General features: G+C 71.8%; 22 protein-coding genes. 8 read left to right on the top strand and 14 right to left on the bottom strand.

Features of this window, described 5'->3' with window-relative positions:
* Positions 1–44: 44 nt before the first annotated feature.
* Both ACZ7L0_RS31875 and ACZ7L0_RS31870 read left to right on the top strand, forming a co-directional pair.
* A complete protein-coding gene (locus tag ACZ7L0_RS31875; RefSeq protein ID WP_471245996.1) occupies positions 45–476 on the top strand; it encodes a MerR family transcriptional regulator in 432 nt (143 codons plus the stop codon).
* Positions 473–910 carry a carboxymuconolactone decarboxylase family protein gene (locus tag ACZ7L0_RS31870; protein WP_471245995.1) on the top strand — a complete coding sequence of 146 codons (438 nt, stop codon included), beginning with the start codon at positions 473–475 and terminating at the stop codon, positions 908–910. Before ACZ7L0_RS31875 ends, ACZ7L0_RS31870 begins: the two co-directional genes overlap by 4 nt.
* Here ACZ7L0_RS31870 and ACZ7L0_RS31865 read toward each other — a convergent pair.
* On the bottom strand, positions 897–3380 hold the full coding sequence (locus ACZ7L0_RS31865) for an alpha-L-arabinofuranosidase C-terminal domain-containing protein (protein WP_471245994.1): 2484 nt from the start codon (positions 3378–3380) through the stop codon (positions 897–899). The genes ACZ7L0_RS31870 and ACZ7L0_RS31865 overlap by 14 nt on opposite strands.
* A gap of 142 nt (positions 3381–3522) precedes the next feature.
* Between ACZ7L0_RS31865 and ACZ7L0_RS31860 the strand changes: the two genes are divergently transcribed.
* On the top strand, positions 3523–3966 hold the full coding sequence (locus tag ACZ7L0_RS31860; protein WP_471245993.1) for a DUF6314 family protein: 444 nt from the start codon (positions 3523–3525) through the stop codon (positions 3964–3966).
* Here ACZ7L0_RS31860 and ACZ7L0_RS31855 read toward each other — a convergent pair.
* Complete coding sequence (locus ACZ7L0_RS31855; protein WP_471245992.1) at positions 3948–4541, bottom strand: histidine phosphatase family protein; 594 nt, start codon at positions 4539–4541, stop codon at positions 3948–3950. The two genes, ACZ7L0_RS31860 and ACZ7L0_RS31855, sit on opposite strands and share 19 nt — an antisense overlap.
* Positions 4542–4593: 52 nt before the next feature.
* Entirely contained in the window at positions 4594–5052 is a 459-nt protein-coding gene (locus ACZ7L0_RS31850; protein WP_471245991.1) for a GNAT family N-acetyltransferase, read from the bottom strand.
* Here ACZ7L0_RS31850 and ACZ7L0_RS31845 point away from each other — a divergent pair.
* A complete protein-coding gene (locus tag ACZ7L0_RS31845; protein WP_471245990.1) occupies positions 5051–5245 on the top strand; it encodes a DUF6461 domain-containing protein in 195 nt (64 codons plus the stop codon). The two genes, ACZ7L0_RS31850 and ACZ7L0_RS31845, sit on opposite strands and share 2 nt — an antisense overlap.
* Here ACZ7L0_RS31845 and ACZ7L0_RS31840 read toward each other — a convergent pair.
* Positions 5242–6675, bottom strand: coding sequence for an aminotransferase-like domain-containing protein (locus tag ACZ7L0_RS31840; protein WP_471245989.1), 1434 nt, complete (start codon positions 6673–6675; stop codon positions 5242–5244). The two genes, ACZ7L0_RS31845 and ACZ7L0_RS31840, sit on opposite strands and share 4 nt — an antisense overlap.
* On the opposite strand from ACZ7L0_RS31840, the gene ACZ7L0_RS31835 reads away from it, so the two are divergent.
* Positions 6674–7594: a DMT family transporter gene (locus ACZ7L0_RS31835; protein WP_471245988.1), complete on the top strand. Its 921-nt coding sequence runs from the start codon at positions 6674–6676 to the stop codon at positions 7592–7594. The genes ACZ7L0_RS31840 and ACZ7L0_RS31835 overlap by 2 nt on opposite strands.
* 13 nt (positions 7595–7607) lie before the next feature.
* Positions 7608–7814, top strand: coding sequence for a DUF1918 domain-containing protein (locus tag ACZ7L0_RS31830; protein WP_471245987.1), 207 nt, complete (start codon positions 7608–7610; stop codon positions 7812–7814).
* Position 7815: 1 nt separating this feature from the next.
* On the opposite strand, the gene ACZ7L0_RS31825 is transcribed toward ACZ7L0_RS31830, so the two are convergent.
* Positions 7816–9039, bottom strand: a complete 1224-nt coding sequence (locus ACZ7L0_RS31825; RefSeq protein ID WP_471246087.1) for a glycoside hydrolase family 10-like protein — start codon at positions 9037–9039, stop codon at positions 7816–7818.
* Between the two features lie 195 nt (positions 9040–9234).
* Between ACZ7L0_RS31825 and ACZ7L0_RS31820 the strand changes: the two genes are divergently transcribed.
* Together ACZ7L0_RS31820 and ACZ7L0_RS31815 are read left to right on the top strand one after the other, a co-directional pair.
* On the top strand, positions 9235–10095 hold the full coding sequence (locus ACZ7L0_RS31820) for a 3-hydroxybutyryl-CoA dehydrogenase (RefSeq protein WP_471245986.1): 861 nt from the start codon (positions 9235–9237) through the stop codon (positions 10093–10095).
* A 203-nt stretch (positions 10096–10298) separates the two neighbouring features.
* Positions 10299–10556 (top strand): hypothetical protein, encoded by a 258-nt coding sequence (locus tag ACZ7L0_RS31815; RefSeq protein WP_471245985.1) that lies wholly within the window; start codon positions 10299–10301, stop codon positions 10554–10556.
* On the opposite strand, the gene ACZ7L0_RS31810 is transcribed toward ACZ7L0_RS31815, so the two are convergent.
* The 9 genes from ACZ7L0_RS31810 to rpmI form a co-directional block, all read right to left on the bottom strand.
* On the bottom strand, positions 10553–11089 hold the full coding sequence (locus ACZ7L0_RS31810) for an NUDIX hydrolase (RefSeq protein ID WP_471245984.1): 537 nt from the start codon (positions 11087–11089) through the stop codon (positions 10553–10555). The genes ACZ7L0_RS31815 and ACZ7L0_RS31810 overlap by 4 nt on opposite strands.
* A 57-nt stretch (positions 11090–11146) precedes the next feature.
* A complete protein-coding gene (locus ACZ7L0_RS31805; protein WP_471245983.1) occupies positions 11147–12487 on the bottom strand; it encodes a transcriptional regulator in 1341 nt (446 codons plus the stop codon).
* Between the two features lie 165 nt (positions 12488–12652).
* A complete protein-coding gene (locus ACZ7L0_RS31800) occupies positions 12653–13735 on the bottom strand; it encodes a PP2C family protein-serine/threonine phosphatase (RefSeq protein WP_471245982.1) in 1083 nt (360 codons plus the stop codon).
* Between the two features lie 169 nt (positions 13736–13904).
* Positions 13905–16418, bottom strand: coding sequence for a phenylalanine--tRNA ligase subunit beta (gene pheT / locus ACZ7L0_RS31795; protein ID WP_471245981.1), 2514 nt, complete (start codon positions 16416–16418; stop codon positions 13905–13907).
* Positions 16418–17539, bottom strand: coding sequence for a phenylalanine--tRNA ligase subunit alpha (gene pheS, locus ACZ7L0_RS31790; protein WP_471245980.1), 1122 nt, complete (start codon positions 17537–17539; stop codon positions 16418–16420). The genes pheT and pheS overlap by 1 nt, the downstream gene beginning before the upstream one ends.
* Before the next feature lie 147 nt (positions 17540–17686).
* On the bottom strand, positions 17687–18823 hold the full coding sequence (locus tag ACZ7L0_RS31785; RefSeq protein ID WP_471245979.1) for a sensor histidine kinase: 1137 nt from the start codon (positions 18821–18823) through the stop codon (positions 17687–17689).
* A gap of 53 nt (positions 18824–18876) precedes the next feature.
* Positions 18877–19737, bottom strand: a complete 861-nt coding sequence (locus ACZ7L0_RS31780; protein ID WP_471245978.1) for a TrmH family RNA methyltransferase — start codon at positions 19735–19737, stop codon at positions 18877–18879.
* Positions 19738–19923: 186 nt separating this feature from the next.
* The gene (rplT, locus tag ACZ7L0_RS31775; protein WP_020938960.1) at positions 19924–20307 is read right to left on the bottom strand and encodes a 50S ribosomal protein L20; all 384 of its coding nucleotides are present in this window, start codon (positions 20305–20307) and stop codon (positions 19924–19926) included.
* Positions 20308–20405: 98 nt separating this feature from the next.
* On the bottom strand, positions 20406–20600 hold the full coding sequence (gene rpmI / locus ACZ7L0_RS31770) for a 50S ribosomal protein L35 (protein ID WP_004933563.1): 195 nt from the start codon (positions 20598–20600) through the stop codon (positions 20406–20408).
* Positions 20601–20630 lie beyond the last annotated feature (30 nt).

Here is a 20630-nt window from a genome sequence, read left to right as displayed (position 1 = left end):
CGCCGCTTGACCTGGAGCGCGCTCCAGGTTCTACCGTTCTCGTCATGACCAGCGGACAGCCTCTCCCGCAGGACCGGGAGACCTCCCTGACCATCGCCCAGGTCGCCGAGCGCACCGGCCTCACGCACGACACGCTGCGCTACTACGAGAAGGCGGGTCTGATCGAGCGGGTCGGCCGGACCACCGGCAACCAGCGGCGCTACCAGGCGGCCGATCTGGCCTGGCTGGAGTTCCTGCTGCGGCTGCGGGAGACGGGCATGTCGATCGCCGACATGCAGCGTTTCGCTCGGCTTCGGGCGCAGGGGGACGTGACGGTCGCCGACCGGCTGGCGATGCTCCGGGGGCACCGCGCCGAACTGGCCGACCGGATCCGGATGTTGCGGCGCAACGCGGCGAAGCTGGACGACAAGATCGACCATTACGAACGGCTGCTGGGCCAGGATCTCGAGCAGCCGGGAACGGATGACCCGACATGAGCGAGAGCACCACCCGTGAAGAGCGCTTCGCCCACGGCCTGGAGGTCCTGAGGAGGGTCGACGGGGAGGCCGGTCAGCGGGTCGTCGACTCCCTCGCCGACATCAGCCCCGAACTGGGCCACCAGATCGTCGCCTGGGCCTTCGGCGACGTCTACGACCGCCCCGGTCTCGCCCCGCGCGACCGCCAGCTGGTCACCCTGGGCATGCTCACCGCGCTCGGCGGCTGCGAGGCCCAGCTGGACGTGCACGTCAACGCGGCGCTCAATGTGGGCCTCACGCCCGAGCAGATCACCGAGGCGCTGCTGCACTCGGCCGTGTACTGCGGCATGCCGAAGGCACTGAACGCGACCTTCGCCGCGAAGAAGGTCTTCGCCGAGCGCGGGCTGCTGCCGCTCGGACAGCAGCCCGCTCGGGCCGCGGCTACCTCTGCTTGATCCGCAGGAACGTGATGGAGTTCGCGGGGAAGGTGTACGTGAACGTGTCGGCGACCCCCGAGTAGGTGGTGGAGACCGGCGCCACCGCGGTGGCCGTCTCCGTGTTCACCGCGTCGGGCGCGGCGGCGAGCGTGGTCACCTTCGCCTTGGACGCGACCTTGGCGCCGCCCAGGTCGATGGCCGTACGGGCCGCCGAGGACTGGGCGTTGACGACCTTGACGATCAGGTCACCCGTCTTCGCGTCCTTGGTCACGACCTGCCGGAACGGCTCGGCCGGCTTGTCGTCGGTGAAGCTTCCCCACTCCTGTCCGTCGAGGTAGAGGGTGACCTGGCGGCCCCGCACCTTGATGTCGACGTCGTAGGCGCGGCCCGTCTCGATGGTCCCCGCCTTGGCGATCAGGGTCGACTTGCCGCCGTCCACGGCCTGTTCGACGGCGGACTGGGTGTTGTTCCAGCCGCCCAGGTTCCACCAGTAGTAGTTGCCGGTGTCCTTGACGCCGAAGGCGACGAGGAAGCCCTCCTTGCCGGACTTCTTGGTGGCCTTCACATGCAGGTCGTAGTCGTGCCAGGAGGGGTCACCGGCCGAGACCATGGTGTTCTCGGCTGCGTCGTCGGACTGCACGTACTGCCCGTCCTGGACGCTCCAGCTGCCGCCGCCGGTGTGGGTCCACTTCGACGCGTCGCCGGAGAAGTCGTCGCCGAGCAGCGTCGTGCCGTCGGCCGCGGTGACTTTGACGTCGTCGTACGCGGCGCCGGTGTTCCAGGTCGACAGGCCGACGGCGCCGGTGATGGGGGCCTGCAGGGACGGTGTGCCGGTGGCCGTCGAGGGCACCACGCGGTCGCCCACGTTGGTCATGAACAGCTTCTGGACCTCGTAGTCGGCCGAGCCCCAGGAGGCGTGGTTGTTGAACCACACCATGTCCGGCCTCCACTGCACATAGTCCTCGTTGGCGAACAGCGGGGCGTAGGAGGCGAGTTTGACGACGTCGGCGTTGCGCTCCAGGCCGGTCATGTACGCGGCTTCGGCGAGGCCGTTCTTGAAGGCGTTGCCCCCGGAGGCGTACTCACCGAGGAAGACCTTCGGGCCGCTCCTGTCGTAGGAGTCGTAACGGTCGTTGTTCTGCAGGAACCACTGCGGGCTGTTGTAGTAGTGCTCGTCGACCATGTCGACCTTGGCGTCCCTGTTCAGCTGCCAGGCCGTGTCGAAGGTCGAACCGGCGTCGTCCGGGCCGGAGTTGGAGATCACCTTCATATAGGGGTACTTCGCCTCGATGGCGGAGCGGAACTGCTTGAAGCGGGCGAAGAACTCGTTCGGGAGGTTCTCCTCGTTGCCGACCTCGATGTGGGTGAGGTGGAAGGGCTTCGGGTGGCCCATCCGCGCGCGCTTCTCGCCCCAGGTCGAGGTCACCGGGCCGTTGGCGAACTCGATGAGGTCGAGGGTGTCCTGGATGTGCCGCTCGAGGAGCGCGTCGTCGTCGACGGCCTTGTTCTGGCCGCAGCCGGTCACCAGGGCGGGCACGACGGGCAGGGGCATCGCGCCGATGTCCTCGGCGAAGCGGAAGTACTCGTAGTAGCCCAGGCCGTAACTCTGGTTGTAGCCCCAGAAGTTGGAGTTGGTGGCGCGCGTCTCGACCGGGCCGATGGTGTCCTTCCACTGGTAGGAGCGCTTGCGCTGCCAGCCGGAGGCCTCGCTGTAGTCCTGCATGGAGCCGGTGTTGACCAGGCAGCCGCCGGGGAAGCGCACGAAACCGGGGTGCAGGGCGGCGATCTTCTCGGCGAGGTCCTTGCGCAGGCCGTTCGGCTCGTGCTTGTAGGTGTCGCGCGGGAACAGCGACACCATGTCGAGGGCCGCCGCGTCGGAGGCGGCGACGGCGAGCCGGCCGGTGGTGCTGGTGCGGGTCGCGGTGAAGGTCGCCCGGTACTGGGTCCAGCCGCCCTTCACGGCCACCTTGCGGGCGCTCGCCAGCGGGCCGTCGGCGTCCTGGAGGGCGACGGTGAGGGTGCTGCCGCCGGTGGCGCGGGCCCACACCGAGAAGTCGTACTTCTCGCCCTGCTCGACGGCGATGCCGGTGTTGTATCCGGAGTTGGCGACCGACGAACCCGCGCCCAGGGAGAGGTAGTCGCGGTTGCGGTCGTCGAGCCGGCCGGAGTCGTTCACCACCTGCGCGGTACCGGTGACCGTCCAGGCGGTCAGCGGGGTGTACGACGTGTTGTCGGCGGTGGAGTACTCGAAGGACCGGTTCTGGACGAGCTCGGCGTACAGGCCGCCGTCGGCGGCGCGGTTGATGTCCTCGAAGAAGACGCCGTACATCGTGTCGTCGATCTCGGCGCCCTTGGCGGCCGGATCCACGGTGATCTTGTAGTCGGTGACGTCCTCGGCGTGGGCGGGGGCGGGGACGAGGCCGACGGCCAGCGAGAAAGCGCTTGCACCGAGACCGAGTCTCAGGCGGTTACGGGTGGTGCGTGACATGGATACTCCGCGGCTCTTGGGGAATGTTCCAGTTGTTCGAAATATCAGACAACGGTCAGCACTTCGAACGGCAAGATAGAGAGGGGGTGTGAGCACGTCAATGGGGCGTGCGGCGGCTCGTGCGACCGGGGAAGGGACGACGATGGGCGAGTTCTGGCCCGTGGCCGACGTGCTGGCCCATCTGGCCGGGCGCTGGAGCGTGGAACGCACCGTGCGGGATCTGGCGGGCGGTGCCGAGGGGCGCTTCCGGGGCACCACCGTCTTCGGCCCGCTGGACGGTGGTGGTCTGCTGCATGAGGAGACGGGCACGTTCACCTGGCAGGGCGTCCCGCGCCCCGCCGAGCGGACGCTGCGGTTCCTGCCGGGCACGGCACCGGGCACGGCGGACGTGCGCTTCGCCGACGGGCGGCCCTTCCACGAGCTGGACCTGACGTCCGGGCGGTACGTCGCCGAGCACCCTTGTGTCGCGGACCTCTACCGGGGTGAGTTCACGGTCCTGGACGACGGCCACTGGCGGACGGTCTGGCGGGTGCGCGGTCCCGCGAAGGACCTCGTGCTCACCACCGACTACGCGCGCGTGGGCTGAGCCGACGCGCCCTCGAAGCGCAGGTTCCAGCGCCCGGCGCGGCCCGTCACGGTGGTCGCCGACAGGGGGCGGACGTCGAGGTTCCAGTAGGTCGAGGGCGGCGCCTTCAGGGCGTACACCAGGGCCGCGCGGATCACGGCGGGTTCGGCCACCGCGACGATCCGGCCGCCGTCGTCGCCGGGCCGGGTGTCCAGCCAGCCGCCGACGCGGGAGATGAAGTCCAGCAGCGACTCACCGCCGTGCGGTGTGGAGCGCGGGTCGGCGAGCCAGGCGTCCACCGCCTCCGGCTCCCGGGCCATCGCCTCGCCCAGCGTCAGCCCACGCCAGCGGCCCATGTCGCAGTCCCGCAGGGCGAGCTGCACCAGCGGGGCGTACCCCAGGGCGTCGCCGGTGGCGCGGCTGCGCGGTGTCGGTGAGCAGTAGCGCAGCTCGGCCGCGGCGAGCGGCAGCAACTCCCCCGCGACGCGCTGCACCTCGTCCCAGCCCGCCTGGTCCAGCGGCCGGTCGTCCTGGAAGCGCTCCGCGAGGAGGGGGGCGCCGCGCGCGGCGGCGACGAACGTGACCCGAAGTTGCATGCGGTGATGGTGAGCCGCGCCGGTAGAAGGGTCAAGGGTCGTTACCCGGGAGTTACCGAGGGTATGCCAGACCTTGCTCGAAGGAGTGCACCATCCACTGGTCCGGGCGGTCCAGCGGCCGGAACCCCAGCTTCTCGTAGACCCCGTGAGCGTCGTGGGTGGCGAGCAGCAGGCGGCGCAGCCCGTACGGCCGCAGATGCTCGCGGATGGCGCCGACCATCGCCGTCCCGACGCCCTTGCCGCGCACGGACGGGTCCACGTACACATCGGCGAGCCAGGCGAACAGCGCCTCGTCGGTCACCACGCGCGCGTACGCCACCTGCTCGCCCGAGGCCGTGTCGTACACCCCGAAGTTCAGCGAGGCGCTCATCGCGCGCTCGTGCTTCTCGCGGGCACGCCCGATCGCCCAGTACGCGTCCGTGGACAGCCAGCGATGGACGCGGTCCACGTCGACGCGGCCGGGGTCGGCGGAGAACTCGTAGCCGTCGGGGAGGGCGGGAGTGTCGCTCATGCCGGGAGACTCGCAGGCCGGGAGCGCCGGTGTCGAACCGATTTCCTCCGCGGGCGGGGCGTTGTCGGTGGCGGGGTGCGGGCGTCACGCGGGAGCTCAGGACGGCGACGAGCGCCCGCGCTTCGAGCCGCTGTTCGCCCACTCCCGTGACGGCAGCCACCCGGACGAACTCCTCGGCGTGGCCGCGCCCTAAAGCACCTCGTCACACGCCGCGCGCAGTCGCCGTACCCCCTCCGCGATCTCGCTCGTGCCCGCCACGGCGGCGAAGCTGAGCCGCAGGTGGGCCGCCGGGGGTTCGGCGCTGAAGTAGGGGCGGCCGGGGGTGACGGCCACGCCCGCGCGGAGGGCGGCGGCGGTCAGGGCGGTCTCGTCAGCGCCGTCGGGGAGGCGGAGCCAGAGGTGGTAGCCGCCGGCCGGGATGTGCGGCAGGGCGAGTTCGGGGAGGTCGCGCAGGAGGGCGGTGGTCATCGCGTCGCGGCGGGCCTTCAACTCGGTCGCGACGGTCCGCAGATGGCGGGGCCAGGCGGGCGAGCCGACGAGTTCCAGGGCCGCCTCCTGCAAGGGGCGGGGGACGAAGAAGGTGTCCACGACCTGGATGGCGCGCAGCCGTTCCAGCACCGGGCCCCGGGCGGCCAGGGCGCTCACCCGGAAGCTGGGCGAGGTCACCTTGGTCAGCGAGCCGACGTGCACGACGACGCCGTCGGGGTCGTCGGCGGCCAGCGGGCGCGGCAGCGGGCCCGCGTCCGCGTGCACCAGCCGTCGTACGAAGTCGTCCTCGATCACGAAGGCGCCCGCCTCCCGGGCGATGCCCAGCACCTCGGCACGCCGCTCGGGGGCGAGCACGGCGCCGGTCGGGTTCTGGAAGAGGGGCTGGCAGACGAACACCCGGGCCCCGCTCGCCCGGAAGGCGTCGGCGAGCAGCGCCGGCCGCACCCCGTCCGGGTCCACCGGCACGGGCACCGGGCGCAGTCCGGCGGCGCGGGCGATGGCCAGCATGCCCGGGTAGGTGGGCGACTCGACGAGCACCGGCGCGCCGGGCGGGGCGAGCGCGCGCAGCGAGGTGGCCAGCGCGGACTGGCCGCCGGCCGCGATCAGCACCTCGGCGGCGGTGGTCGCTCCGCCGATCCCCCGGGCGAACCACTCGCGCAGTTCCGGCAGCCCCTCCATGGGCGGGCGCCCCCAGGCACCGGGGCGCCGCCCGGCACGGGCCAGGGCCGCCGCCATCGCCCGCTCCGGCTGCAACGACGGGTGCAGATAGCCGCCGTTGAACTCCAGCACGCCCGGCGGCGGCGCGGCGAGGGACACCGTGACCCCGGAGGCGTCCACCGTGCGCGGTACGAGTTCAGCGGCGCCGTCCGCGCTGAGGGCGACCTCCTGCCAGGAGGTGTCCCCGGTGGCGGCGGGCGCCCCGCTCAGGTGTGCGCGGAAGGCACCGGCGCCGGGCCGGGTGACCACCAGGCCCTCGGCTGCCAGCTGCGCCAGCGCCCGCGAGACGGTCACCGGGCTCACCCGGAACCGCTCGACGAGCGCCCGGCTCGACGGGAGCTTTCCACCCGGTGAGTAGCGGTCGAGTTCGCTTCGCAGCTGGTTCGCCAGATCCGCAATACTGCTACTCTGTTGCATGAGAGTACAGAGTAGCGCTACTACGCCGACCCGGATAGCGGTCACCGCTCCCCGGAGTCGCCCCCGTCTCGGCGGCACCCTCCAGGCGGCCCTCGGCGTCACCGCCTTCTCGCTCACCTTCCCGGCCACCGCCTGGGGGCTGCAGGGCTTCGGGCCCTGGTCGCTGGTGGCGGTGCGCAGCGTCCTCGCGGCGATGCTCGCGGGCGGCTGTCTGCTGGCCCTGCGTGTCCCGCTGCCGGACCGCCGGCACTGGTCCGGGCTCGCCGTCGTCGCCGGCGGCGTGGTGCTCGGTTTCCCGCTGCTCAGCACTCTCGCCCTGCGGACCTCGACCACCTCGCACGCCGCCGTCGTGGTCGGCCTGCTCCCGCTGACGACCGCCCTCTTCTCGGCCCTGCGCATGGGCACCCGCCCGTCCCGCACCTTCTGGGCGGCGGCCCTCGCGGGCGCGGGCGCGGTGCTGGCCTTCACCGTCCGGCAGAGCGGCGGCGCGCTGACCGCAGCCGACGGCTATCTGTTCGCGGCGCTGCTGGTGTGCGCGGCCGGCTACACCGAGGGCGGCCGGCTGGCCCGGGTGATGCCGGGCTGGCAGGTGATCGGCTGGGCGCTGGTGCTGTGCCTGCCGCTCACCGTGCCGGCCGCCGCGCTGGCGCTGTCGTACGAACCCGTGCGCCTGACCGCACACGGGGTGGCCGGAGTGCTGTGGGTGGCGGCGGGCTCACAGTTCCTCGGGCTGGTCGTCTGGTACCGGGGCATGGCGGCCATCGGCATCCCGCGGGCCAGCCAGTTGCAGTTGGCCCAGCCGCTGCTCACACTGGTGTGGTCGGTGCTGCTGCTGGGCGAGCACCTCACGGTGGCCGCTCCACTCACGGCCGCCGCGGTGCTCGTGTGCATCGCCGTCACCCAACGGTCGCGATCGTGAGGAGGCCCTGCAGATGCGCGCATCCGTGGGCGACCAGCTTGTCCAGCACGGCAGGGTGGTCGGCCAGCACGACCAGGTCACGGAAGTCGTCGAGGTGATGGGCACGGAGGGCACTCCGCCGTACCGCGTCCGCTTCCCGGACGGCCGCGAGGCCGTGATGTCCCCCGGCCCGGACTGCGAGGTCCGGCACCGGGAACAGGAACACCAGACACGGCAGTAGATCAGCACGGTGGCTTCGCCGGCTGCCCGTAGTGGTCGGCGACCACTCGTGCCATCGCCCCGATCGGATCGTTCGCCACGTCCCGCGCGGCGAAGAAGACATGCCCGCGCACCCGGGGGTACCGGGCGGCGAGCGTGAGGTGCCGGGACAGCTCGGCCGGGTCCTGCCAGGGCGCGGGCTGTCCGGCGGCGCCCGCCTTGTACAGCGCCTCGCCCAGGTAGAGACGCGTCCTGGTGCCCTTGGCCACCTCCGCCCACCAGGCCACGAGCGTGGCGTAGTCGGCGGCCTCGAAGCCGATGTGCCAGTACAGCTGCGGCACGATGTAGTCGATCCAGTGCTCGCGGACCCAGGTGCGGGTGTCCGCGTGCAGGTCGTCGTAGGTCTGCACACCCGCCCGGGTGTCCGAGCCCCGCTCGTCGCTGGTGGCGTTGCGCCACACCCCGAACGGACTGACCCCGAACCGGGTACCCGGCCGGACCTCCTTGATCCGGGCGGCGGTCTCGCGCACCAGCCGGTCGATGTTGTCCCGGCGCCAGGCGGCCCGGTTGTCGAAGTCGCCGCCGTAGGCGTCGTAGGCCTCGTCGTCGTCGAAGGTCTGCCCCGCGACCGGATACGGATAGAAGTAGTCGTCGAAGTGGACGGCGTCGACGGGGTACCTGGCGACCGCGTCGAGCATCGCGTCCTCGACGAAGGCGCGGACCTCGGGCAGGCCCGGGTTGTAGTAGAGCTTCCCGCCGTACGGCACCACCCAGTCCGGGTGCACGCGGGCCGGGTGGTTCGCGGTGAGCCTGGTCGGGTCGGTGTGGTTGGCGATCCGGTACGGGTTGAACCAGGCGTGCAGTTCCAGGCCCCGGGCGTGCGCCTCGGCGACGGCGGTGCCCAGCGGGTCCCAGCCGGGGTCCTTGCCCTGGGTGCCGCTGAGGTACTGCGACCACGGCTCGTACGGGGAGGGCCACAGGGCGTCCGCGGTGGGCCGCACCTGTAGGAGCACCGTGTTGAGCCGGTCGCGGACCGCCCGGTCGAGATGGGCGACCAGTTCCTCGTGCTGCTCGGCCGCCGTGAGACCCGGGCGCGAGGGCCAGTCGCGGTTGCCGACCGTGGCCAGCCACACCCCCCGCATCTCGGTCACCGCCCGCGGGCGGCGCGGTGCGGCCGAGGCTCCCCGCGCCGTCGCCAGCGCCGACAGCGCCGCCAGCGCGAACGCGCGCCGGGACACCCGCCGCATGGACACCCGCCCCTCAGACCCCATGGACACTCCCCCATACACTCCGGATCCGCTCCATCACGGATCGTCCCGCGCCCAAGGATGCCCCCACCCGGACGATCGATCATCGATACTTGGGAGTAACGTGCACGCTCGGAGCAGGCACCGAACCCGGTGGCACTGCCACCCAGCCGTTGATCAGCGAAGGGGACCGATGTGACCGACATCGAGCGGGTCGGAGTCGTGGGCTGCGGCCAGATGGGAGCGGGCATCGCCGAGGTGTGCGCCCGCTCCGGCCTGGACGTGAAGGTCGCCGAGACCACCGGCGAGGCCCTGGAGATCGGCCGCACCCGGCTGTTCAACTCCCTGTCCAAGGCCGCCGAACGCGGCAAGATCAGCGAGGAGGAGCGGGACGCCACGCAGGCGCGGCTGAGCTTCACCACCGACCTCGGCGAGTTCGCCGACCGCGACCTGGTGATCGAGGCCGTCGTCGAGAACGAGCAGGTGAAGACCGAGATCTTCCAGGTGCTCGACCAGGTGGTGACCCGGCCGGACGCGATCCTCGCCTCCAACACCTCCTCCATCCCGCTGGTGAAGCTCGCGGTCGCCACCTCGCGCCCGGACCACGTCATCGGCATCCACTTCTTCAACCCGGCCCCCGTGCAGAAGCTCGTGGAGCTGATCCCGGCGCTCACCACCTCCGAGGGGACCCTCGGCCGCGCCCAGCTCTTCGCCGAGAAGCTGCTCGGCAAGCACGCCATCCGGGCCCAGGACCGCTCCGGCTTCGTGGTCAACGCACTGCTGGTGCCCTACCTGCTGTCCGCCATCCGTATGTTCGAGTCGGGCATCGCCAGCCGCGAGGACATCGACAACGGCATGGAGATGGGCTGCGCCCACCCGATGGGCCCGCTGAGGCTGTCCGACCTGATCGGCCTGGACACCATCGTCTCCATCGCCCACTCGATGTACGCCGAGTACAAGGAACCGCTGTACGCCGCTCCCCCGCTGCTCCAGCGCATGGTGGAGGCGGGCCGGCTGGGCCGGAAGACGGGGTCGGGCTTCTACAGCTACGACTGATTACGAACAGCGACGCTCTGAGAAGGGCCCGGCACCGAAGCGAACTCGGTGCCGGGCCCACTTGTTTCACTCCCCGTGTGCGCGCCGGGCACGCATATGCCTGTCGCACACGCTCCCCACGCGCCCACCAGGCGAGTTCACTCATCATGCGCATGCAAGGGATGCGGAAACAACCATGTTCGACTACGGAAAGGAGTGGACCCGTGACCGCCGAACCGGAGCATCCCGTGGTCCATGGAGAACTCGCAGAGTTACGCCGCCGCCTCGACGTGGCGTACGCCCGTGTCGAGGGCGGGCTGGCGCTGCTCAGTCACCGCACCGAGGAGACCGCCAAGGAACTGGACGAGCTGAACACCCGCATGATCTCGCTGGAACACGCCCGCTGGCCCCTGCCCTCGCTCGCCGCGCTCACGGCCCTCGGAGCGCTTGTCGTCACGATCTGGCAGGCGCTGGCCCACTAGTCATCCGCGAGCCTGAGGTGGTGCAGCAGGAGTAACGCGGCCGCCATGTTGGCGGCCGGGACCTCCCCGCGGGCGACCATGTCCGGGACGAGCTTGAGGGGGACCCATTCCCGGCGGTCCGACTCGAAGTCGTCCACGGGGTGTCCGACGTACTCGCCCTCGTCGGCCCAGTAGATGTGGTGCCGGGCGTCGGTGAGCCCGTTGGACGGCTCCACGCTCATGAGGTGGTGCAGGGGCCCCGGCCGCCAGCCGGTCTCCTCCTCCAGTTCCCTGGCGGCCGCGTGCGCGATGTCCTCGCCGTCCTCGACCACCCCCGCGGCCAGTTCCCACCCCCAACTGTCCGTGATGAAGCGGTGGCGCCACAGCAGGAGGACCTCGTTGGCCTCGTTGACCACCGTGGCCACCGCGACGGGCCGCAGCCGGATGAGGAAGTGGTCGAGGTGCCGGCCGTCCGGCAGCTCCACATCCGCGAGATTGACGCTGAACCAGCGGTTTGCGTACACAGTTTGTTCGTTCTGTTTCGTCCACTGCACGGTTCTGCCACCTTCCGCCGAGTAAGTGGCAATATCGCAGCAGCGTGTCTTCTGAACCTACAGCGGTACGCGCAGTGCTCCGTCGATGAGCTCGGCGGCCTCCGAGGTGCCCGCACAACCACTGCGGACGAGGTGCTCGCGTACCGCGCGGAGTCTGTCCCGCAGCCGCTGGGACTCCATCCCCCGGGCCTGCTCGGCCATCTGCACCGCCGTGACCACCGCCTTGTCCGCGTTGCCCTGGCGGAGCTCGATGGTGCTGAGCATGGCGAGCCGGTGCACCCGGCCCCGGTCGTGGGCCGGGTTGTCCACGGCCGCCGCCGCGTGCTCCCGGGCGGCGGCGAGCTCTCCGAGGCTGAGCAGCGCCTCGGCCACCTGGACGTTGACCAGGCCCGGCTGGACGTAGCCGGTCTCGTCGGGCTCGTACCCGCGCCGGATGCGTCCGGCGGCCGTCTCCGCCCGCCGGATGCAGGACAGGGCGCTCGTGCCGTCGCCGAGGTGGGCGTACGCCTTGGCCTGCATCGCGTACAGGTCGGAGGCGAGGGCGGGGGTGATGTGCCGGCCGGCGGCACGCAGCGCGGCCTCCGCGAAGGCGACGGCCTGCCGGTACTCCCGCATGAACAGCGCCTGGTTGACGAGGAGCGCGATCACGTAGGCGCCAAGTCCCCGGTCCCCGCTGGCCTTGGCCAGTCTGAGGGCCTGGTGGAAGTAGCGCTGCGCCAGGCCGTGCGCGTCGGAGTCGTACGCGCAGATGCCCGCGATGGCCACTAACCCGCCGGTCGCCCGGTGCAGTTGGCGGCCGGTGGCGTCGGTGTAGCTGCCGCGCAGCAGCGGGGCCGCCTCGGCGTTGAGGAAGCCGACGATCCGGGTGCGGGTCGCGATGCCGCCGGCCTTGCGGTACATCTGCTCGTAGTGGGTGCGGGCGGCGCGCAGCATCTCGATGTCGGCGGAGGTGACCCGGTGCCGGCCACCGCGCGAGACGTCCACGTCCTCGGGCGGGTTCTCCCACTCCCACACCGGCATCACGGCGGGTGTGCCGGTGACCGCGGGGGCGCCCAGGATGTGCGGGCGCTGCTGTTCGTCCGAGCGCCACAGGGCGGTGGCGCGTTCCACGAAGCCGGAGAGCGAGGTGCCGTGCGGGACGCTCGGTTCGCCGGGCACGCCGAGGCCGATGTCGTCGAGGGTGACGGGCCGTCGCAGCCGGGCGGCGAGCACCTCGCAGATCAGGTCGGGCACCTGGCCGCGTGGCCGCTGCCCCTTCAGCCACCGGGCGACGGCGGTGTGTTCGTACCGGAGCGCGAGACCGCGCGCCCGGCCCGCCTGGTTGACGTGGGCGGCGAGACCGGCGTGCGAGATCCCGGCCTCGTCGAGGATCGCGTCGAGCAGAGTGTTGGGCTGCATCAAGGCCCCCCGGTTGGCTCGTTGAGCGTCAGCGTAGTGGGTCCGCCTTCACACGGGGTGTGAACGGAGTACGCGAATCCGCACTGTGCGCGCACTGTCGCGGAGAGTCGCCGACCGGTTCACTTAACTGCCTCGCAAGAGGCCGGCCGGGCCGCCTGCTCCCCCTCATACAGCGGTGGCCTGGCCGTCGGCGTTGGCCCTCGCGGCCCAGGGCTGGGGCCGGCGGTCGTTGCGCAGGACGAGCAGGGCGATGTCGTCGGCCGGGGTGCCGCCGGTGTGGCGGAGCAGGGCGGTGAAGACCCTGCGCAGGATGGCCTGCGGTGTCACGGAATGGGCGCGCAGGGCCTGGGACAGCACCGTCGGCAGCGAGAAGAAGCGGCCCCGCGCGTCACGGGCGTCCTCCGCGCCGTCCGTGTAGAGGACCAGGGTCTCCCCGGGCAGCAGGTGTCCGCAGTGCAGGGCGGGCAGGTCCGACGGGAGCGGGAAGGGGCCGAGCGGCGGGAGGGGCTCCGCCCGCGTCAGGGGCTCGACCTGCGCACCGCTGAGAAGGTACGGCCAGGGGTGGCCGCAGTTGAGTGCGTGCACCTCGCCGTCGCGGGCGATCTCCAGGAGCAGCACGGTGACGAACTCCTCGGCGACCGGGGTGTCGGGTTCCTGGCCGGTCGAGGGGTGTTCGGCGCGGGCCCGCTCGCGCAGGTGCCGGGCCAGGGCGCGCTCCAGGCGCCGCAGGACGCGGTCCAGTCCGGGCTCGTCGTGCGCGGCCTCGCGGAAGCTGCCGAGGACCGCGGCGACGGTGCCGATGGCGGACAGGCCGTGGCCGCGCACATCGCCCATCACCACCCGGACGCCGTGCTCGGTGGCCACCGCCTCGTAGAGGTCGCCGCCGATCGCCGCCCCGCGGTCGGCGGACAGCTGGGCGGCGGCGACACTCAGACCGTCCAGCCGCGGCGGCGGGGGCCGCAGCAGCACGCTCTGCGCGGCACCCGCGGCCCGGCGGGCCTGCCGCAGCTCGCGCAGCAGGGTCCGGCTGACGTGGACCATGAGGGCGGTGCCGACCGCGAAGAACACGGCGCTGCTGGCGATCCGGGCGCCGAGCCCGTCCTGCTGGGCGAGCGGACAGGCCAGTTTGTAGGTGACCGCCATGGCGCCCCAGGCCAGGGGCGGCCCCAGCGCGTGGCACAGCGGCCGGCGGTCGGACTTGCGTACGGACCACCGTCGGGTGGGTCCCCGAGCCTTGATGCGGATCATGCCGATGGCCCCCCATACAGGCCCTGACAGAGCAGACGGACCGGCCCCGAAAGACCGGTCCGATTCTGTCCACGGCATGCCCCGGACGGGCTGGATCACCCGGAGTTCTCACCCTAATGAGTGAGCGTTCACCGGGGCCGTGCATTTATGCAGGTGGAAGCGGTCCCGCTTAGCTCCGCAGCACCGCTCCCGTGCGCTCGCCCGCGAGGGCGACCGCCGAGTCGCGGGCGGCGGAGGCCTCGTCCACGGTCAGCGTCCGGTCCCCCGCGCGGAAGCGCAGCGCGTACGCCAGCGACTTCTTGCCCTCGCCCAGCTGCTCGGCGTTCTCGTAGACGTCGAACAGGCGGATGGACTCCAGGAGTTCACCCGCGCCCTCGCGCAGCGCGGCCTCGACCTCGGCGTGCGGGACGGGCTTGTCGACCACCAGGGCGACGTCCTGCGTGGCCACCGGGAAGGTCGAGATGCGCGGCGCCTGCGGAGTGCCGTCGCCGACCGCCTCCAGGGCGTCCAGGTCGAGCTCCATGGCGGAGCTGCGCTCGGGCAGACCGAGAGCCTTCAGCACACGCGGGTGCAGCTCACCCGCGTGGCCGACGACCCGCTCGGTGCCGTCCACCACGATCGCGAGCTCGGCGCAGCGGCCCGGGTGCCACGGACCGTACTGGCCCTTGCGGACGATCAGGTCGGCGCCGGCCTCGCGGGCGACGGCACGGGCGGCCTCGACGGCGTCCGCCCAGTCGGTGGGGCGGCCCTTGCCCCACCAGCCGGCCTGCTCGCGGGCCCCGGCGAGGACGACGGCCACGTGCCGCGGCTGCTCGGGCAGCGCGGCATCGAGCTGCGCGAGCTCCTCGTCGGTGGGGCGCCGGTCGGCGGGCAGGTGCGCGGCGACGCGCTGCTCCTCGCGGGGGCGGAAGACCAGGCCCGTCTCGAACAGCGCCAGGTCGTGCGAACCCCGGCCGTCGTTGCGGCGCAGGGCGCCCAGCAGGCCCGGCAGCAGCGTCGTACGGAGCGCGGGCTCCTCGTCGCTGAGCGGGTTGACCAGCTTGACCACCCGGCGGGCCGGGTCGTCGGCCTCCAGCCCGAGCTGGTCGAAGACCTGTTCGGCGACGAAGGGGTAGTTCGGCGCCTCGACGTAGCCGACGCCGGCCAGCGCCCGGCCGACCCGGCGGTGCAGCCGCTGGCGGTGCGTCAGGCCGCGGCCCGAGGGGAGCTTGGGCAGCGTGGAGGGCAGGTTCTCGTAGCCCTCCAGGCGGATGACCTCTTCGGCCAGGTCGTTGGGCTCGGCGAGGTCGGGCCGCCAGGACGGGACGGTGACGATCAGCTCGTCCTGCCCGTAGACGTCGCAGCCGACCTCCTGGAGACGGCGCACGACGGTCTCGCGGCCGTAGGCGACGCCCGCGACCTTGTCCGGGTGGTCGGCCGGGAGGGCGATGGTGTGCGGCGCGGACGGCGCGACGACCTCGGTGACGCCCGCCTCGGCCGTGCCTCCCGCGAGCAGCACCAGCAGGTCGACCGTGCGCTGGGCGGCGGCGGCCGCGGCCTGCGGGTCGACGCCGCGCTCGAAGCGACGGGACGCCTCCGACAGCAGCTTGTGGCGGCGGGCCGTACGCGCGATGGAGACCGCGTCGAAGTGGGCCGCCTCGATGACCACGTCGGTCGAGGCGTTGTCGAGGTCCTCGTGGTCGGCGATCTCCGTGTTCGCGCCGCCCATGACGCCGGCCAGGCCGATCGGACCGCGGTCGTCGGTGATGACCAGGTCCTCGGCGTGCAGCTTGCGCTCGACGCCGTCGAGGGTGACGAGCTTCTCGCCCTCCTCGGCCCGGCGCACCCCGATGGTGCCCTGGACCAGCTTCCGGTCGTAGGCGTGCAGGGGCTGGCCCAGCTCCATCATCACGTAGTTGGTGATGTCGACGGCGAGCGAGATCGGGCGCATGCCGACCTTCTGCAGCCGGCGCTGAAGCCAGATCGGGGAGCGCGCCTCGGGGCTCAGGCCGGTGACCGTGCGGGCGGTGAAGCGGTCGCAGCCCATCGGGTCGCCGACCTGGACCGGGTGGCCGAAGGCGTTCGGGGCCGGTACGTCGATCAGGGCCGGGTCGCGCAGCGGCAGGCCGTAGGCGATGGCGGTCTCGCGGGCGACACCGCGGATGGACAGGCAGTCGCCGCGGTTGGCGGTGACGGCGATGTCGAGGACCTCGTCGACCAGCTCCAGCAGCTCGATGGCGTCCTTGCCGACCTCGGTCTCCGGTGGCAGCACGATGATGCCGTGGTTGCCGTCGTCGCCCATGCCCAGCTCGTCGCTGGAGCAGATCATGCCGTGGGAGGTCTTGCCGTACGTCTTGCGCGCGGCGATCGCGAATCCGCCGGGCAGCACGGCACCCGGCAGGACCACGACGACCTTGTCGCCGACGGCGAAGTTGCGGGCGCCGCAGACGATCTCCTGGGGCTCACCGGTGCCGTTGGCCTGGCCGACGTCGACGGTGCAGAAGCGGATCGGCTTCTTGAACTCCGTCAGCTCCTCGATGGTGAGCACCTGGCCGACGACCAGCGGACCCTTGAGGTCGGCGCCGAGCTGCTCGACGGTCTCGACCTCGAGGCCGGCCGAAATGAGCTTGGCCTGGACGTCGCGCCCGGTCTGAGTCGCCGGCAGGTCGACGTACTCCCGCAGCCAAGAAAGCGGGACCCGCATCAGATCTCCATCCCGAACGGCCGGGTGAACCGGACGTCACCCTCGACCATGTCTCGCATGTCTTCGACGTTGTGGCGGAACATCAGCATCCGCTCGATGCCGAACCCGAAGGCGAAGCCGCTGTACTTCTCCGGGTCGACGCCGCAGGCGGTCAGCACCTTGGGGTTGACCATTCCGCAGCCGCCGAGCTCGATCCAGCCCTCGCTGGAGCAGGTGCGGCAGGGCCGGTCGGGGTTGCCGACGGTCTCGCCCTTGCAGACGTAGCAGAGCATGTCCATCTCGGCGCTCGGCTCGGTGAAGGGGAAGAAGTTCGGCCGCAGCCGGGTCTTCATGCCCTCACCGAAGAGCGACTGGACCATGTGGTCCAGGGTGCCCTTGAGGTCGGCCATGGTCAGGCCCTCGTCGACGGCGAGCAGCTCGACCTGGTGGAAGACGGGCGTGTGGGTGGCGTCCAGCTCGTCGGTGCGGTAGACGCGGCCGGGGCAGATCACGTAGACCGGCAGTTCGCGCTCCAGCAGGGAGCGGATCTGGACCGGCGAGGTGTGGGTGCGCAGCACGACACCGGACTCGGCGCCGCCGTTCTGCCCCCGCACGAAGAAGGTGTCGGCCTCGCCGCGGGCCGGGTGGTCCGGGCCGATGTTGAGGGCGTCGAAGTTGAACCACTCGGCCTCGACCTGCGGACCCTCGGCGACCTCGTAGCCCATGGCCACGAAGATGTCCTCGATCCGCTCCGACAGGGTGGTCAGCGGGTGGCGGGCACCGGCCGGGACGCGGTCGTAGGGCAGGGTGACGTCGACGTCCTCCTCGACGAGCACCCGGGCGTCGCGGTCGGCCTCCAGCTCGGTCTGGCGGGCGGCGAGGGCCTTGTTGACGGCGCCGCGGGCCATGCCGACGCGCTTGCCGGCGTCGGCCTTGGCGTGCGGGGGCAGGGCGCCGATCTCGCGGTTGGCGAGGGCCAGCGGGGAGGCGGGGCCGGTATGGGCGACCTTGGCCTCGTGGAGCGCGTCGAGGGAGTCCGCGGCGGCGAAGGCGGCGAGCGCCTCGTCCCGCATGCGCTCGATCTCTTCCGGTTTCAACGCCTCGACCTCTACAGGGTCGTACGACTTATTCGGTGCCGACATCTCTTCCCGTGCTTCCGGTTGGCTGGCTGGTGTGCCCCGTCTTCGACCTGGCCTCGGACCTGGACGATCCGTCTCTGGTTTTGGACGCAAAGGTGCCAATGGCCGAGTCTAACGGGGTCGGGGAACGCGATTACGCCCGCGGGCGGCTCACGCCAGATAGGCGGGCGCGCTCACGGGCAACGTAAATCGGAACTCGGCGCCGCCGCCGGGGGCGCGGCCGACCGTGATGGTGCCGCCGTGGGCCTCGACGATGCCCTTGACGATGTAGAGCCCGAGACCGGTGCCGCCGCGCTTGCTGCCCCGCCAGAAGCGGGTGAAGACGCGGTTCATGGACTCCTCCGGGATGCCGGGCCCCTCGTCGCTCACCGTGACCGACGTGCCGGTTTCCTCGCCCTCGCGGGGGGACGCCGAGGGCGTGACGTCAATGGTGACCGTTCCCTCGCCGTGCCGCACGGCATTTTCCAGCAGGTTGCTGAGCACCTGGTCGACCTTGTCGGGGTCGGCCCACAGGTCGGGCAGCGGCTGCTCGATGCGGAGCAGGAAGCGGTCGGCGGCCTGTCCGGCGGCGACGTAGGCCTGGATGTGCCGTCCGACGGCCGCTCCGATGTCCACGGGCTGGCGGCGCACCTCGAGCCGTCCGGAGTCGATCCGCGATATGTCCAGCAGCTCGGCGATGAGCCGGGTGACGCGGTCGGCGTCCGCGTCGACGGTCTCCAGCATCAGCCGCTTCTGGTCGTCGGTGAACCGCTCCCACTTGGCGAGCAGGGTGGCGGTGAAGCCCTTGACGGAGGTGAGCGGGGAGCGCAGTTCGTGGGCCACGGTGGCGATCAGCTCGGCGTGGCTGCGTTCGGTGCGGCGGCGGGCCTCGGTGTCGCGCAGGGTGACGACGACGCGGCGGACCGGTCCGGTGGGTTCCTCGCGGACGTACCGGGCGGAGACGAGGACCTCCCGGCCGCCGGGCAGCAGGAGGTTGCGCTCGGGCTGCCGGACCCGGATGGCGAGCCCGCCGTACGGGTCGGTGAGCTGCCACCAGCGCCGCCCCTCCAGGTCCTCTAAGGGCAGGGCCTTCTCCAGGCGCTGTCCGAGGGCGTCGGGGGCGGGGACGGCGGTGATGCGCTCGGCGGCGGCGTTGAAGCAGACGACCCGGCCGTCCTCGTCGGCGACGACGAGACCGTCGGGCAGGTCGTCCGGGTCGACTCCGAGCTCGGTGAGGTCACCGTGCCGGGGCGCGGGGGCGCACCGTGTGTGCCGCCCTCCCGGAGCACTGCTCGTGCCGACGCTCATCCCCGTACTCCACCTCTCAGTCGGCGCAGCAGGCCCCCGAGCTGGTCACCCTACTAGCTCTCGGTGACGGAGCGGCACCCTCCGGAGGCGCGCTGTGCACGGGCCGACGCATACAGACATACGGCGGCGGCCGTGGCGAGGTTCAGGCTCTCGGCCTTTCCGTGGATCGGGACGCGCACCACGGAGTCCGCGAGTGCGCGGGTCTCCTCGGGCAGGCCCCAGGCCTCGTTGCCGAACACCCACGCGGTGGGGCCGCCCATGGCGCCCTTGTCGAGCTCGTCGTCGAGATCGCGGTCGCCGGCGCCGTCGGCGGCGAGGATGCGCACGCCGGCGTCCTTGAGGCCTTCCACCGCCCGTTCGACGGGGACGCCGACGGCGACGGGAAGGTGGAACAGGGATCCGACGGAGGCCCGGACCGCCTTGGGGTTGTACAAGTCGACGGAGGCGTCGGTCAGCACGACGGCTTCGGCGCCGGCCGCGTCGGCGCAGCGCAGGACGGTGCCGGCGTTGCCCGGGTCGCGGACGTGCGCCAGGACGGCGACCAGCTTGGGGCGGGCGGCGAGGATGTCCTCGAACGGGGTGTCGAGGAACCGGCAGACACCGACGAGGCCCTGCGGGGTGACGGTGGTGGAGATGTCGGCGATGACCTCTTCGGCGGCGAGATGGATCCGCGCGCCCGCGGTGCGGGCCTCACCGACGATGTCCGCGTAGCGCTCCGCGGCCTCGACGGTGGCGAACAGCTCCACCAGCGTGGCCGAGCCGTCGGCCCGGTGCCCGGCCGCCTCCCGCACGGCCTGCGGCCCCTCCGCGAGGAACAGGCGCTCCTTCCCCCGGAAGTTCCGCCTGCCGAGCCGCCGTGCGGCGGCCACACGGGCGGAACGGGGGGAGATCAGCTCGGGGGTGGCGGGGGGCATGGTTCACCTCGGGGTTCGGATGTTGTTGTCCGGGGCGCGATGGGTGGGCGGGGTCCCGGTCACCCGCCGCATCCCCTCCGGGCCCTCGTCTGCGCAGCCGCGCGGGCTGGTGTGGACGGCAACAGCAGGACCCGCAGGCGTCAGCCTGCGGGTCCTGTAGTCACATCGGCCGGAGCCGGCGCAGTGTCACGCGGCCTTCGGCGCGTTGACGTCGCTCGGCAGCGCCTTCTGCGCGACCTCGACGAGCGCGGCGAACGCGTTCGCGTCGTTGACCGCCAGCTCGGCCAGGATCTTGCGGTCGACCTCGACGTTCGCGGCCTTCAGACCCTGGATGAAGCGGTTGTAGGTGATGCCGTTGGCGCGGGCAGCGGCGTTGATGCGCTGGATCCACAGCTGACGGAAGTCGCCCTTGCGCTTCTTGCGGTCGTTGTAGTTGTAGACCAGCGAGTGGGTGACCTGCTCCTTGGCCTTGCGGTACAGGCGCGAGCGCTGACCGCGGTAGCCGGAGGCCGCCTCGAGGATCGCCCGGCGCTTCTTGTGGGCGTTGACTGCCCGCTTGACGCGTGCCACTTGTTAACTCCTTGTAGCGGGGCCGTGGGGGTACTCACACGGCCCGGAAACGATTAGGTCCCGGTCCAGACGTACGGCGCTCAGGCGGCGCCGCCGCGTCACTTGCCGAGAAGCTTCTTGATCTTCGCGGCGTCGCCCGGGGCCATCTCGGCGTTGCCGGTGAGGCGACGCGTCACACGGGACGACTTGTGCTCGAGCAGGTGGCGCTTGCCGGCGCGCTCACGGAGCACCTTGCCGGAGCCGGTGACCTTGAAGCGCTTGCTGGCACCGCTGTGCGACTTGTTCTTCGGCATAGCGCCGTTCTCTCCTCGTCGGTGGCGCTC

Source organism: Streptomyces sp. NPDC039424 (assembly GCF_055639495.1).
The sequence above is the reverse complement of the archived record's forward strand: the minus strand, read 5'-3'. Positions and strand labels throughout refer to the sequence as shown.

Coding starts and splice junctions, on each gene's coding strand:
- ACZ7L0_RS31855 (WP_471245992.1), bottom strand. CDS start 4,541: ATGCAACTTCGGGTCACGTTCGTCGCCGCCGCGCGCGGCGCCCCCCTC.
- ACZ7L0_RS31800 (WP_471245982.1), bottom strand. CDS start 13,735: ATGATCCGCATCAAGGCTCGGGGACCCACCCGACGGTGGTCCGTACGC.
- ACZ7L0_RS31825 (WP_471246087.1), bottom strand. CDS start 9,039: ATGCGGCGGGTGTCCCGGCGCGCGTTCGCGCTGGCGGCGCTGTCGGCG.
- pheT (WP_471245981.1), bottom strand. CDS start 16,418: ATGCGGGTCCCGCTTTCTTGGCTGCGGGAGTACGTCGACCTGCCGGCG.
- ACZ7L0_RS31850 (WP_471245991.1), bottom strand. CDS start 5,052: ATGAGCGACACTCCCGCCCTCCCCGACGGCTACGAGTTCTCCGCCGAC.
- pheS (WP_471245980.1), bottom strand. CDS start 17,539: ATGTCGGCACCGAATAAGTCGTACGACCCTGTAGAGGTCGAGGCGTTG.
- ACZ7L0_RS31870 (WP_471245995.1), top strand. CDS start 473: ATGAGCGAGAGCACCACCCGTGAAGAGCGCTTCGCCCACGGCCTGGAG.
- ACZ7L0_RS31805 (WP_471245983.1), bottom strand. CDS start 12,487: ATGCAGCCCAACACTCTGCTCGACGCGATCCTCGACGAGGCCGGGATC.
- ACZ7L0_RS31830 (WP_471245987.1), top strand. CDS start 7,608: ATGCGCGCATCCGTGGGCGACCAGCTTGTCCAGCACGGCAGGGTGGTC.
- ACZ7L0_RS31875 (WP_471245996.1), top strand. CDS start 45: ATGACCAGCGGACAGCCTCTCCCGCAGGACCGGGAGACCTCCCTGACC.
- ACZ7L0_RS31780 (WP_471245978.1), bottom strand. CDS start 19,737: ATGCCCCCCGCCACCCCCGAGCTGATCTCCCCCCGTTCCGCCCGTGTG.
- ACZ7L0_RS31835 (WP_471245988.1), top strand. CDS start 6,674: ATGAGAGTACAGAGTAGCGCTACTACGCCGACCCGGATAGCGGTCACC.
- ACZ7L0_RS31785 (WP_471245979.1), bottom strand. CDS start 18,823: ATGAGCGTCGGCACGAGCAGTGCTCCGGGAGGGCGGCACACACGGTGC.
- ACZ7L0_RS31845 (WP_471245990.1), top strand. CDS start 5,051: ATGCCGGGAGACTCGCAGGCCGGGAGCGCCGGTGTCGAACCGATTTCC.
- ACZ7L0_RS31865 (WP_471245994.1), bottom strand. CDS start 3,380: ATGTCACGCACCACCCGTAACCGCCTGAGACTCGGTCTCGGTGCAAGC.
- ACZ7L0_RS31840 (WP_471245989.1), bottom strand. CDS start 6,675: ATGCAACAGAGTAGCAGTATTGCGGATCTGGCGAACCAGCTGCGAAGC.
- ACZ7L0_RS31860 (WP_471245993.1), top strand. CDS start 3,523: ATGGGCGAGTTCTGGCCCGTGGCCGACGTGCTGGCCCATCTGGCCGGG.
- rpmI (WP_004933563.1), bottom strand. CDS start 20,600: ATGCCGAAGAACAAGTCGCACAGCGGTGCCAGCAAGCGCTTCAAGGTC.